The sequence below is a fragment of the Flavobacterium agri genome (assembly GCF_013401995.1).
GTDB lineage: Bacteria > Bacteroidota > Bacteroidia > Flavobacteriales > Flavobacteriaceae > Flavobacterium > Flavobacterium agri.
Map to the genome: position 1 here is coordinate 274,918 of NZ_JACBJI010000002.1, position 14,133 is coordinate 289,050.

Consider the following 14,133-nt stretch of genomic DNA (forward strand, 5'->3'; position numbering starts at 1 on the left):
TTGTTGTAGGTTTTTTCTTCCTTTTTGAAAAAACTTACAATTTCTCTAATAAAAATGGATAATTTTTAATTTGCTGTAAATCAGATTATTATATAGTAAAATAGCATACTATAACGTTATAGTAAGTATGTAGGAAAAAAATTATTTAAAATTAAAATTTGTGCATTTCGTCGATGATTATATACATTTGGTCGATGATTTCTATTTGGGAGAAGTCAGACGAAAAACCTAAACAAACAATTTACCGTAAGACTACAAGTCTTAAAAACAATTCAACCTCAATCTCAATGAAAACAAACTACTTTAGCGACGTAACGACACCGAACTTCACCCGTTCGTTGATTTACACGCTGTTGTTCTTTTTCGCAAGTGCGTCCATGTGGGCGCAATGTCCTACGCCGCCCGGTAATCCTAACAATTACAGCACAGGATTCTGGACAGGTTATGTCTATTCCGGGCTCGATGCGAACAATCCGCCTCAAAACACGTTCACGACTACGGTGTATCGCGGCTATATCACGTTGGCCGAACAGTTCGATTCCGATCTGGTCAACGCGGCTCCGACGGCTGCAACGGTTTGCGGCTCTTATCCCGATTCGTTTTCTGTGCGTTACAGGATGCGCCAAACCTTCACTCCGGGTTATTATTCGGTGACGATCGGAGGTGACGACGGCGTGAGATTGAGTATTGACGGTGGCGCGACTTGGGCCATGTCAGACTGGAACTATCATTCTTACCAAACTACAACTGCCACTTTGTACCTTTCAGGAACACTCGATATGGTTTTTGAAAGTTATGATCAAGGCGGACAATATCATGTGAGTTTTGCTTATTCGGCTTGTACCGATCCTTCGACGGCTCCAACTGCAATCTCGGGAACTACAGACATCTGCGGCGCTTCTTCGACTACGCTTACCGCAACCGGCGGATATGCTGCGGCAGGTTCTACCTACCAATGGGGAACCGGAAATGTCGTCGGAAACAACATCATCGCCGGACAAACAACCGCTTCGATTACAGTAAATCCCGCTGCGACAACAACCTATTGGGTCAGACGCCAGAATCCGGCACCTTGCGCGATGACGACTTCGGGCGTAACGCAACAGGTGACGGTTACGCCAACGTCTACAGCTCCCACATCCATTACGGGAACTACCAGCATCTGTGCCGGAAGCAGCACCACACTAACCGCAAACGGAGGTGTTTTGGCCGCAGGTTCGGTTTACGAATGGGGAACCGGAAGTGTTGTCGGCGATAATACGATCGCAGGCCAGACAGGCGTTTCCATCACGGTTTCACCAACCGCTACAACCACATATTGGGTACGTCGCATCAATGGCGGCAACTGCGGAAGAACTGCAGGAGTTACCGCTACGGTAACGGTAACACCAGTTCCGGGCGATCAGGTTTCATACGCAACGAATTCATGGATCGGATATGTGTATTCGGGAATCGATGCGGCCAACCCGCCGGCGACTCCGTTTACGACCACGGTTTATCGCGGTACGATCGCAGAACCTGAAATTTTCGATTATAACTTGGGCACGGCAGCCATCAGCGGTGCGAACATTTGCGGCACGTATGCCGGGAACTTCGCGATCCGTTTCAAGATGAGCAAAAACTGGACGGCTGGCTATTACACGTTCACGGTCGGTGGGGACGACGGTTACCGTTTCAGTATGGACGGCGGCGCCACCTGGACGCTTTCCAACTGGGCCGATCACGGTTACGCTACATCATCTACGGCTAATCTTTATTTGAGCGGAAGCAAGGATTTCGTGATCGAATTCTACGAAAGAGGCGGTGACACCCGCGTCACGTTCAATTATACGGCTTGTACCGATATTTCTACGGCTCCGACCTCGATTTCGGGAAACAATGCCATCTGTAACGGAAGCTCTACTACTTTGACGGCTACCGGCGGTTATGCGGGTGCTTACGCCACGTATCAATGGGGAACGGGTGCGACAGTCGGCAACAACATCATCACGGGACAAACGGCTGCTTCAATCACCGTAAACCCGAACTTGAATACGACTTATTGGGTGCGTCGAATCGACGGAACACCTTGTAACCTTACGACTTCGGGCGTTACGCAAACGGTTACGGTTACGATTCCATCGACTGCACCGACTTCGATCACAGGAACTACGACCACTTGCGGCGGAAGCACGACTTTGACCGCGAACGGAGGAACGCTTGTAGCCGGAGGAGCGTACGAATGGGGGACGGGAACGGTCGGTTCGAACATCATTGCGGGTGCGACGGGCGTTTCCATTACGGTCACACCAACCGCCACGACTACCTATTGGGTGAGAAGAACGAGCCCGTCGCCTTGTAATACGCCAACGAACGCGGCTACGGTAACGGTAACGGTGAATGCGTCTTCTACAGCTCCGACGTCCATTTCGGGAAGCCCGTCACTTTGCAGTATTTCCGGAGTCACGCTTAGCGCGGATGGCGGAACGGCTGCTGCAGGCGCGACCTACCAATGGGGAACGGGAGCGGTTGTCGGCAACAACGTGATTGTAGGCACGAACCAGACACTTTATGTAAACCCGGCGGCTACGACCGTATATTGGGTAAGACGATACGACGCCTCTTGCGCGACCTACACGACGGGTGTAACCGCAACGGTTTATAAAGGTTCGACCGGACCTTGGAGCATTGCCGGAGCGGGAACAATCTGCGCGAACACGTCTACCGTTTTGACCGCTAACGGCGGAACACCCGGAACAGGAAGCATGTACCAATGGGGAACCGGAAATACGGCGGGACAAAACATCATCACCGGACAAACCGCCGCAACCATCACCGTAACACCGACCGCTACGACTACCTATTGGGTGCGTTTGGTCGACCAGGGACCATGTCCGGGAACGACCGCGGTTTTCTATACGTTGAACACTTACGTGGCGCCAACCGCTCCGACCTCTATCACAGGCACGAATGTCTTGTGCTACGGAACAGGAGGAACGACGCTTTACTCAAACGGCGCTACTTTAGGCAGCAACGGCCAATATCAATGGGGAACGGGCGCGACTGTCGGCAACAACATCATTGCAGGCGCTGCGAGTAATAATTATTACATCAATCCGAATGCGACCACTACCTATTGGGTGCGTGCTTACGATGCGACCTGCGGAACGTATACGGCAGGCGTGACTTATACGGTTACGGTTTCGACCGCTTCAACCAATCCGACGACGATTACGGCAACCAACAATACCGTTTGTTCTGGCGCAAGTACGACTTTGACCGCTTCGGGCGGAACTATAGGAACCGGCGCGACTTATAACTGGGGAACGGGCTGGACGGTCGGACAAAACGTCATCGCCGGACAAACCGCAGCATCGATTACCGTAAGCCCGACGGCACAAACCGTGTATTGGGTGCGCCGCATCGATCCCACTCCTTGTAATACGCAAACAGGCGGACCGACGATTACGATCAACGTAACGACTTTGTCGACGGCTCCGACAGCACTTTCGGCAACTTCGCCGATCTGTTCGGGAACGCAAACGACGCTTACGGCGACGGGCGCTACTCTAGGCAGCGGCGGACAATACCAATTCGGTACGGGAAATACTGCAGGGGCGAACATCCTGAGCACACAAAACGGGAACACGTACAACGTGACGCCTGCCGCTACGACCACCTATTGGGTACGTACCGTAGACGCGAGTTGTTCGGGAACTTCTACCGCGGTTTATTTTACCATTACAGTGCATACGGCATCGACCGCTCCGACGGCAGTGACCGGAACGAACACCATCTGTTCGGGACAAAGCACGACCTTGACCGCTACGGGTGGAACATTGGGAACGGCAGGAAGCTACCAATGGGGTACGGGTACGGTCGGAAACAACATTATCGCAGGCGAAAATGGCGTTTCGATCACGGTCAGCCCGACGGCGACTACGACCTATTGGGTGCGTCGTCTCGATATCGCGCCTTGTAATACGACTACGGGCGGACAAACGAGAACCGTAACGGTTTCCGCTGCGGCGACAGCTCCGACGGCCATTACAGGTGCTCCGGCATCATCGGTTTGTGCCGGATCGAGTTATACCCTGACGGCTACAGGCGGTTCGGGTGCGACTTACCAATGGGGAACGGGTACTGTCGGAAGCAACATCATTACGGGACAAACAGGCAATACCATCACAGTAACACCGACAGCGACGACTACTTATTGGGTTCGTCGCGTGCAGGCTGCACCGTGTACGGGATATACGGCCGAAGCGACGACTACCGTCGACATTACGGCCGCTCCGGGCAACCCGTCGACTTTCGGTGCGAACCAATGGAACGTTTACGGATATTCTACAGGCGACATCACGCTTGCCACAGCGGTCTACGCCGGATATTACGTGTCTACCGATTTGAGTTTCGACACACAGACCGGTACGAACAGCTGGAACAACAATTTATCGGTTTCGAGTTCTGCGGGTTGGAACGGATGTTCGGTTCCGGTGGACAATTTCACATTCATCTACAAAAGAAGAGGTTTCCCTTGTGGAACTTATACCTTGGCACTCGCCAATTGGGATGACCAGGTTCGCGTATACGTAGACGGCAACCTCGTATTCTCTTGCGACAACTGGAGCGGAGGCGGAGGCTGTAACAACGGCGCGATCACAGGAAGTTTCAACCTGACCAATACCTCCCAAATTGAAGTGCGCGTAAGGGAAAATGGCGGAGGCGCCAACCTCAAGATGAACTTCACCAAAACGGACGTTGCGTCAACTGCTCCGACCACCATTACCGGCGGGGGCGCTACATGTAACGGTGCGTCGGTCACGTTGACCGCTTCGGGAGGAACGATGGGCACGAATGGTTCGTTCCAATGGGGGACGGGAACCGTAGGACAGAATATCATCGCAGGTGAGGCTTCGGCATCGATCACGGTTTCTCCTACGGCTACGACCACATATTGGGTGCGCCGTCGTGACAGCCTGTGCGGATTGACTACCGTAGGCGTTACATCGACCGTAACCGTTTCCGGAGGAACGAATGCAGGAACGCTCGTGTCTCCTTCTACGGTCATCTGCCGCAATTCCATGCCGCAAAACATTACGTTGACGGGCTATACGGGAACCATCGTCAAATGGCAATATGCGAGCAACTCGACCTTTACTTCAGGCGTGACCGACATCGCGAACACGACAGATGTATTGACTTCGGCTCAAATGGGATCGATCCCGTCCACAAGATATTTCAGGGCTGCGGTGCAAAGCGGAATTTGTCCGGTGGCGTATACCGATCCGGTCGTGATCACGATCCTTCCCGCAATCACCTATAATGGTACTTGGAGCGGAACTCCGACGGCGCTTACCCCGATCATCGTATCGGCCAATTTGAACCTGACTTCGAACATCACGGCCTGTACATGTCAAGTGACCAACAACGCGACGATTACGGTGCAATCGAATGCGAACCTTATCGTAGAACGCGAGATCATCGTGGACGAAGGCTCGAATATCATCGTAGAAAGCAACGGAAGCATCGTCCAGATCGAAGACGACGCGGCAAACATTGGCGTAAGTACAGTTAAAAGAAACTCGGCTCCGATGAAGAATTACGACTTCACATATTGGTCGTCACCGGTTCAGAACTTCACGCTTTACAACTTGTCGCCTTTGACTCGATTCGACAAATATTACAGCTTCAACCCTGTGACCAACAACTGGGTAATCCATATGAACGGTGCGCAGGTGATGCAGCCGGGACGCGGTTACATCGTGCGTGCGCCTCTAGATTGGAGCGTGACCAATGCGACCCAAGGTGTTTATCACAGTTCGTTCGTGGGTGTTCCGAATACGGGAATCATCGCGGCGCCGATCGCTAAAGGTGCCGGAACATTCAACCTTGTCGGGAATCCGTATCCGTCGGCTATCGATATCGATTTGTTCCTGACCGATCCGGCCAACGAGAACCTCGTGAACGGCACGATTTATCTTTGGACGCACAACACGGCCATCAGCGCGTCGATTCCAGGAAACGCACAATATAATTATACGGCAGACGATTATGCGAAATACAACCTCACCGGAGGCGTGAAAACAGCTAACCCTGCCATCACGGGAGGTGTTGAACCAACGGGTAAGGTCGCTTCGGGCCAATCGTTCTTTATCGATACCAATCCGGCTTTGGCCAACGGTTCGTATACGGCGACCTTCCGCAATTCGATGCGCGTCACGAGCCAGAACGACCAATTCTTCAAGGTGGCCAACAACGCATCCGCTGCGACGGTACAAACCGTAGGGTTGGAAAAACACAGGGCTTGGATCAACATCCACAATGCCGATGGCGCTTACGACGAGATGCTTCTCGGATACATCCAGAACGCGACCAACGGACTCGATCGCTTGTTCGACGGGCCTATTTTCAACGGAGGCAATTTCATCAGCATCTACAGCTTCGTGAACAACGGCAAAATGTCGATACAAGGAAGAGCGTTGCCTTTTGATGTAGCCGATGTCGTGCCGATCGGATTCAAGACTTCGGTTCCGGGAACATTCACGATTTCGCTTGAGCATTTCGACGGACTGTTCCAAAACCAGAACGTCTATTTGCTCGACAAGACCGATATGAGCTACCACAATTTGAGCGAAGCCGACTATTCGTTCACGTCGGCGACAGGAACGTTCGATTCGCGCTTCGAAATCCACTACCAGACGCCATCGCTTGGAATCGGCGACCATACGCCTAACGAGAATAGTGTGTACATCGTGAAATCGGACAAGCACATCGAAGTGAGTTCGGGCAATTACAACATGACCGACATCCAGATTTTCGACCTTACAGGAAAGAAAGTCTACGAAAAGTCAGGCATCAACGCGACGTTGTTCAGTACCAAAGATCTGAACATCGCATCGCAGGTACTCATCGTGAAAGTGACGCTCGACAACGACGTGGTCATCACCAAAAAAGTAATTATGTATTAAGATACTTAGGTTGTTTTTAGTTGTTTAGTTTAGGTAAAAATCCCGCTTGGTTGGCGGGATTTTTTTGTTTGCAACCTTTTTTGCGTATACGGCATCCATTAAAGAAACACCATATGAGATCGTACGTCTATTTTTTCTTTCTTGTTTGCAATCTAGTGTATGCGCAAAACGATACGTTGATTTTTGGCAAGGTGAAATCGGTGCGCGAAAAACTGTATTTCCTCGATTCGATTCGTCAAAATGCCAAGCTTTTTTCGTCCGATGACGAATTCGGGCATATGGGTTTCGTAAGTCCCGAGGCGACGATTCGGCGATTTAATTTCCTTTGGAAACGGTCGGCGGCAAGTCATTTTGTGAATTATTATCGCCAGTACGACGAGAATGGGTTGATGCAAATCGACAATTGGTTCAACAAAGACAATTCGGTGAGGAACAAATACCGTTACGAGTACGACGAATACCAAAATAGGATAAGCGAGATATCGACACGCAACGACACATCTTTCTATCGCGAAAACGCTTGTTACGATTATGACTGCAGATTGCTTTCTACAAGTGCTTTTTCCAACGTAATTTGAATACAAAAACAATCTGCTGCATACGTTTCGAAAAGAAACATATGTATCCCGAATGGTCGGAAACCATAGAATATGCTTACAACGCCAAAGGTTTGGTGAGCCGGGCTAAATTCACGTCTAACGGCAAGACCACAATTTGCGAATTCAAATACACATTCGACCACAAAAACAACTGGATCGAACAAACCAAAACCGTCAATGGCAAACCTCTTTATTTGCGAAAGCGAACGATTACGTATTACGACTAAATCGGCTGCAAATTCTTGTCAAGCCAGATTTTTTCACGGCGGGTCGCATCCAAAACATCGATCTCCAACGCCATGGCGATGTGTTTGGCCTTTTCCATCGCATCGGTTTTGTCTTTGGTTTTGTAAAACGTAAAATGCTTGTTGCCGTAAAACACGTTGAGCACGATAAGTTGTTCGCGAAAGCTGGCCGAAGCGGTCACGACCGTCACTTGCTGCGTTTCATGCGTACTGAATACCGAAACGTAATCGAACTTCGGGTTCGGTTGCCACTTTCCGAACTTGATGCCGAAAAGCGATTTCACCGTGCGGTATGTCTTGGCGTCGAGATCGAGTTCGGCGCCTTCGGTTGTCATGATTCCAAGCCCGAGAATAAGGAATATCAGGCTTAGGTAGTTCAACGAAAGCAATCCGAAAAGGAAGAAAAGTACCAAAAGGCTTCCGATTGCGTATTTAAAAACGGGAACTTCTTTGGTGTACGAAATAATGGCGTTCATATCAGTTGGTTTGTACGATCACGCTCACCGCATTTCCGCCGAAACCGACCGCGTTGACCATGATTTTTTTCAAACCTACCGATTTTTCGCTTTTGTGGAAAGGAGTTCGGATAAATTCCTGATTTTGCAACATCATCACAGCCATCTCGACGCTCAAAATCCCCGATGCGCCGAACGTGTGGCCGGTTTGCCATTTGTTGGTCGTAAGCAGCGGTTTGTGGTTTCCGAATACTTTTTCGATGGCGCGCAATTCGGTAAGGTCGCCTTTGATCGTTCCCGGCGCGTGCATCACGATCGCGTCGATTTCATTCGGATTCGTATCGCCCAAAGCCATTTTCATCGATTTTTGGAAACAGTCCGCTTCCGTAGAAATAGAGGTGTTGTGCTCGAGGATTTCGGTCGCATATCCGATTCCCGAAATGATCGCGATCGCGTTTTCGGAAATACCTTTTTCCAGACAGCAAATCGCCGCGCCTTCGCCCAAAATCATTGAATTCTGCGTTTTTTCGAAATCCATCGCGCGAGACGGGAATTCGCTTTCCTCTTTCGAATAGATTTTCAACGCCTGCATTTGCGCGATCGTGAACGGCGTGAGTGGCGCTTCGCTTCCGCCGACGAGAAATTTGTCGGCCATGTCCGAATTGAGCCATGCGATTCCGTTGAGCAACGCGTGAAGCGAGGTCGAACACGTGATCGAATGCGAGATTTCGGGTCCGTCCTGTTGCAGATCGTGCGCTACCCAAGACGAGATGTTGCCCAAAGTCGTGGTCGGAGACGCCAGCGTGTGGGCTTTTGCGCTGCTGCGGAATTCTTCGTAGTGTTTCTCGAACAAAGCCGTAGCTCCGCGTGAAGAACCGATATTGATTCCGAAAATGTCGTCCTTTTTCCAATTCGTTTTTTCGATCGCTTTCCTCGAAGCCAAAATCGCGAACAGCACCGAATCGTCGAGTGAACGGTATTTGTTGTCCGAATTCTTGAGCTGTTCGATTTCCGATTTTATCGATTCAGACAAGAATGCGCCCCAAGCCACATTTCCATTGAAATCGGCTTTTGAGAAAAAAGGTTTTTGGGAAAGGTAGGCGTTCCATACGCTTTCGTCGGAATCACCCAAAGGCGAGACCGAAGCGACGGAAATTATGGAAACAGGTTGTTGCACGGGTAAGGATTGGGGTGGATTCCGACGAAGGAGGAATCTCAACCGATTCGCCGCAAAAATACGCCAATCCTATTTATTTTTCTGCGAATCGTAGTAACAAGTGAGCAACGATTTCAGTTCGGCCTTTCCGTCAATCACTTGAGAGAATTCCTGCCACAATGTATCGGGAACGAAAGACTGTAAAGGTTGTTCTACGTTGGCGATTGCCGATAGGTTTTCACGGATCAAATCGTCCCAAAGCTTGTAGTAATGCACTAAATCGTCCGGGTAAACGACTTTTCGCTCTGTTCCTTCATCTTCGGCTTCGAACGGTTCCGAAACGTTGAGGTAGCCGTAATCGTCGGTCAATTGCTCACCGGGATGGATGTCGCGCACGGCAATCTCGAAATCGTAAGCCGTACTCATGCAGCTCGGCTTGAAACTGTGGTTGACGAATTTCGCATTGTCCCAACACAACACCTTATAACCTCGGCTGTTGGTGAAGCAATACGTTTCGAGGTAATCGCGCATTTTAGGAGAAATCTTGTTTTCGTCTTCGGGTGTGAAAATGCGGTCCAAATCGTCCTGAACCCAGGTAATCGTGCCTTTCGGAATAAATTTTTTCGCGACCACGCCATAACCTATGACGTCGCTTATGAACCGCAGTTCGGTGTCCGGATGAATCATAAAGTGCTGATTTTGTATTAAAGTTACAGATTTCACAAAACCGAAATCTTAAAATCAGCACAATCTTTCCACACGTCAGGCGACTTCCTCTAGCGCTTTTTCGATCACGGAATACACTTTTTCAAGTTGCTCGTCGGTCATCACATAAGGCGGCAGCACATAGACCGTATTTCCGACGGGGCGCAAAATCACCCCGTTCCGTATAAAGAAATCGTACAGTTTGTTGCGCAGTTCGCCATAGTAAGCCGATTCTCCATCGGTTTTGATGTCGAAAGCCATAATCGTCCCGAGTACTCGCGAAGCCTTGACTTTCGGATGTTTCGCGATTTTTTGGGCAAATGCCGATTGGGTTTTGTTCACGCGAACCAAATCGTTCTGTATTTGTTTCGATGCCAGCAATTCGAAAGCCGCAAGTGCTGCCGCGCAACCCGTCGGATTGGCCGTAAACGTATGCCCGTGGAAAAGCGCTTTGTTGATATCGTCCGAATAAAACGCATCGAAAATCTCTTGGGTAAACGTCGTGATCGCCATCGGGATCGTGCCTCCGGTAAGCGCTTTAGACAGACAGATCGCGTCGGGTTGTTGCGAAAGGTAATCGCAGGCGAAGGTTTTTCCGGTCTTGCCGAATCCGGTCATGACCTCGTCGGCGATCGTAAGTACGTTGTTTTGTTTGCAGATGGAAATCAGCTCGTCCAAAATTTCGGGTTCGTACATCACCATTCCGGCTGCGCCCAAAACCAAAGGTTCGAAAATAAACGCCGCGCAATCATTTTCGGAAATCACTTTCTTCAAAGCCGATTTCGAAACTTCCTCATTACCCGAAGTCGGAACCGGAATTCGTACGACATCGATAAACATACCCTTAAAAGCCTGCGTATACAGCGAAATCCCGCTTGCGGCCATTGCGGCGAACGTGTCTCCGTGAAACGCGTCCTCGAAAGCGATGATGGTTTTGCGCATCTCGCCTTTGTTGAAGAAATATTGCAACGACGCTTTTATGGCGACTTCCACGGCAGTCGAACCGTTGTCTGAAAAGAACACTTTTTGCTGGTTCGACGGCAGCATGTCGAGCAATTGTTCGGCGACTTTTATCGCGGGTTCGTGGGTGAATCCGCCAAAAAGTACGTGTTCCAATGTCGTGAGTTGTGCGTAGATCGCGTCGGCTATGAATTTGTTCGAATGGCCGAACGGATTCACCCACCACGAAGCGATCGCGTCTATGTATTCTTTTCCGTCCACGTCCCAAACCAGTGCACCTTCAGCTTTTGCAATGGCCACGGGCGTTTTGGCGGTTTTGTGTTGCGTATACGGATGCCAGATGTAGGCGTTGTCTTTTTCGATGAGGTTCATGTCAGGAATTTAGAAGGTTTTCACGCAAATCGTCGGCATATTCCGCAATCACGTTTTTGTCGAAATACGGCTCGTTTTCGATGCGTCCGATCATTTTCACGCCGGTTTTTCCAAGGATTATTTTTTCGGTCGATGCATTCTCGTCACCCGAAAAAATGATTCCGGCAATATCCGCTTTGCGGTTTTTCAAGGCTTCGATCGTCAATAAAGTATGGCTGATGCTACCCAGATAATGACGGGAAACGACGATGACTTTGTAATCGGGCTTGATCAGATCGGCAACCGTATCGATTTCGTTAAGCGGAACGAGCAATCCGCCTGCGCCTTCGATAACGAGATGGTTGTCGGTCTTCGGTTCGACGATTTTCTCAAGATCGATTCGGAGGCCGTCCAACTCCGCAGCCAAATGCGGACTTGCGGGCGTATTCAAAGCGTACGCATTCGCATGGATTTTGGTCGTGTCGTTCGAGATGTACTTTTCGATTTTGTGGCTGTCCGAATTATTGAGATCGCCGGCCTGAACGGGTTTCCAATAATCGGCTTCGAGCGCTTGGGTTACGATGGCCGAAGCCACGGTTTTTCCCACGTCGGTAGAGATTCCGGTGATAAAAAACTTCATGGCGCAAAGATACGGTGTAAGCGTTTATAAACGTTTGTAAACGGATTTTTAACGCAGCCGTCCTATATTTGAACCTTTCCAAAACCAAGAAAAAGCAGCGACGATATGAAGTCCGAAACCATAAAAACCTACATCGATCTCGTCGGGAAAAAGGCGTATGCAGAATACACGAACAGTCACGAAAATCGACCGACGCTTGTGTTTTTGCACGATTCTTTGGGGTGTGTCAAGCTTTGGCGCGATTTCACGCAAGTGCTTGCCGAGGCTGCAAATTGCAACGTTTTGGTGTATGACAGATTGGGTTACGGAAAGTCGGATGCGATGCCGACATGGGAAAGGACAAACGATTATATGGATGCAGAAGCCGAAACGTTGAACGAATTGTTATCTGATTTGGGAATCGAAAACGCCATCCTTTTCGGTCACAGCGACGGTGGTTCGATCGCGTTGATTGCGGCCGCGAAATTCCCGAATCGCATCAAAGCCGTGATTTGTGAAGCCGCTCATATTTTTGTCGAGGAAATCACTTTGAAAGGAATCCGCGAAGCCATGGTCGCTTTCGAAACGACCGATCTTCGCGAGCGCCTCAAAAAGTATCATGGCGACAAAGTAGAAATGCTTTTCAAAGCCTGGACGTTGACTTGGATTAGCGATTCTTTCCGCAGTTGGAATATCGAATATTTGTTGCCGAACGTAAATTGTCCGCTGCTTTTCATTCAAGGCAAATCGGACGAATTCGGCAGTTTGGAACAGGTCGAAAAGACGGTTTCCCAAGTAAGCTCAAGAGCCGAAACCTATATCCTGGAAAACATCGGCCACACGCCTCATAAGGAAGCGCCCGACCAAACGATTGAAGCCGCAAAACGCTTTATCGATTCACTTTAAAGCGCTTACGGTTCGATAACGTGTCGTTTTTCCTTATATTTAGGAGAACAACACTTTTGGCATGACACGAACCGAAATTCCGCCTTATATAAAAGCCGTTTTCCTGTCGCTGCTGATCATCATCATCATTTTCGTGATGGTCATGGCGCGTAAAATCCTGATTCCGCTTATGGTTTCGGGTTATATCGCGATGTTGCTCACCTCGTTCTGCAACCGTTTGGAGAAATATAAGATGCCTAGGTCGCTCGCGGCTTTCATCGCGTTGTTTTTCGCTTCGTTGGCGTTGATCGGTTTTCTGTATTTCGTGGTGACGCAAGTCGGGAATTTCGCTACCGATGTAGAAGCGAACATGCAAACCAACCTCAATACGTTTGCCACGCGTGCCGATGATTGGGTACAAAATACGACAGGTTTCGACATGCAGATGGAACGCGGCTTCGACCTCAAGAAAATGTTCAGCCTCGTACAATCGGACGATAAGGCCATGACCGATTTCCTGATGAAGACTTTGGGGACGCTTTCGGACATTGTCCTGTTGCCCGTTTTCATCTTTTTCCTGCTGATTTACCGCGACCATTTGGCCGTTTTCGTGAGCAAGGTGTTCCGCAAGCAGAAAGACTCCGATTTGCTCGAACAGATCGCATCTTTGCGCAAAGTCGTGCACAATTACCTGATCGGCGCGGGAAAAGTCATGCTGATTTTGGGCGTTGTCAATACGGGCGTACTGTTCGCGCTTGGCATCAAACACGCGATTTTCTTCGGCATGCTCGCCGGATTTTTAAACATCATTCCGTATTTAGGCCCGTCGTTGGGCGCGATTTTACCTTTCGTTTTCGCGTTGCTTACCAAGGATAGTTTGTTCTATCCGTTTGCGGTGGTCGTGTCGTTCACGTTGATCCAGTTTTTGGAAAGCGCCTATCTCACGCCGAGGATTACGGGTGCGAACGTGAACCTGAATGCATTCGTGACGTTTCTCGGATTGCTTATCGGCGGCGCGATTTGGGGAATTCCGGGTATGATTTTGATCATCCCGACGATCGCGATCCTAAAAAAGCTGTTCGAATTAAGCCCCGAAACCGAGCCGTATGCCTACTTGTTCGGAGAAGAAGACTCGCGCTGGTTCAGGCGACACAAGCCTTAAATGGGGTTGACGTTTCGGCAAATTGATTAAGTTAGCGTCCAAAAAC

10 protein-coding genes are annotated in these 14,133 nt (G+C 49.7%); 5 read left to right on the forward strand and 5 right to left on the reverse strand.

Annotated features, from left to right (window positions below; translation table 11 throughout):
* Window positions 1-287: 287 nt before the first annotated feature.
* The 3 genes from HZF10_RS05295 (at window position 288) to HZF10_RS05305 (ending at window position 7,776) form a co-directional block, all read left to right on the forward strand.
* Window positions 288-6,950, forward strand: a complete 6,663-nt coding sequence (locus HZF10_RS05295) for a RemA C-terminal-like gliding motility protein (protein WP_176005140.1) — start codon at window positions 288-290, stop codon at window positions 6,948-6,950.
* 113 nt (window positions 6,951-7,063) lie between these two features.
* The gene (locus HZF10_RS05300) at window positions 7,064-7,528 is read left to right on the forward strand and encodes a hypothetical protein (protein ID WP_176005141.1); all 465 of its coding nucleotides are present in this window, start codon (window positions 7,064-7,066) and stop codon (window positions 7,526-7,528) included.
* A gap of 41 nt (window positions 7,529-7,569) precedes the next feature.
* Complete coding sequence (locus tag HZF10_RS05305; RefSeq protein WP_176005142.1) at window positions 7,570-7,776, forward strand: hypothetical protein; 207 nt, start codon at window positions 7,570-7,572, stop codon at window positions 7,774-7,776.
* On the opposite strand, the gene HZF10_RS05310 is transcribed toward HZF10_RS05305, so the two are convergent.
* The 5 genes from HZF10_RS05310 to bioD form a co-directional block, all read right to left on the reverse strand.
* Complete coding sequence (locus HZF10_RS05310) at window positions 7,773-8,270, reverse strand: hypothetical protein (RefSeq protein WP_176005143.1); 498 nt, start codon at window positions 8,268-8,270, stop codon at window positions 7,773-7,775. The genes HZF10_RS05305 and HZF10_RS05310 overlap by 4 nt on opposite strands.
* A gap of 1 nt (window position 8,271) precedes the next feature.
* Window positions 8,272-9,426, reverse strand: coding sequence for a beta-ketoacyl synthase N-terminal-like domain-containing protein (locus tag HZF10_RS05315; RefSeq protein WP_176005144.1), 1,155 nt, complete (start codon window positions 9,424-9,426; stop codon window positions 8,272-8,274).
* A 69-nt stretch (window positions 9,427-9,495) separates the two neighbouring features.
* Window positions 9,496-10,092 (reverse strand): SET domain-containing protein, encoded by a 597-nt coding sequence (locus HZF10_RS05320; RefSeq protein WP_176005145.1) that lies wholly within the window; start codon window positions 10,090-10,092, stop codon window positions 9,496-9,498.
* Window positions 10,093-10,167: 75 nt separating this feature from the next.
* Window positions 10,168-11,442, reverse strand: a complete 1,275-nt coding sequence (gene bioA / locus HZF10_RS05325; protein WP_176005146.1) for an adenosylmethionine--8-amino-7-oxononanoate transaminase — start codon at window positions 11,440-11,442, stop codon at window positions 10,168-10,170.
* Window position 11,443: 1 nt separating this feature from the next.
* Window positions 11,444-12,061 carry a dethiobiotin synthase gene (gene bioD / locus HZF10_RS05330; protein ID WP_176005147.1) on the reverse strand — a complete coding sequence of 206 codons (618 nt, stop codon included), beginning with the start codon at window positions 12,059-12,061 and terminating at the stop codon, window positions 11,444-11,446.
* 105 nt (window positions 12,062-12,166) lie between these two features.
* Here bioD and HZF10_RS05335 point away from each other — a divergent pair, with 105 nt between their 5' ends.
* Both HZF10_RS05335 and HZF10_RS05340 read left to right on the forward strand, forming a co-directional pair.
* Entirely contained in the window at window positions 12,167-12,946 is a 780-nt protein-coding gene (locus HZF10_RS05335; RefSeq protein ID WP_176005148.1) for an alpha/beta fold hydrolase, read from the forward strand.
* A 61-nt stretch (window positions 12,947-13,007) separates the two neighbouring features.
* On the forward strand, window positions 13,008-14,087 hold the full coding sequence (locus HZF10_RS05340) for an AI-2E family transporter (RefSeq protein WP_176005149.1): 1,080 nt from the start codon (window positions 13,008-13,010) through the stop codon (window positions 14,085-14,087).
* The last annotated feature ends 46 nt before the right edge of the window (window positions 14,088-14,133 follow it).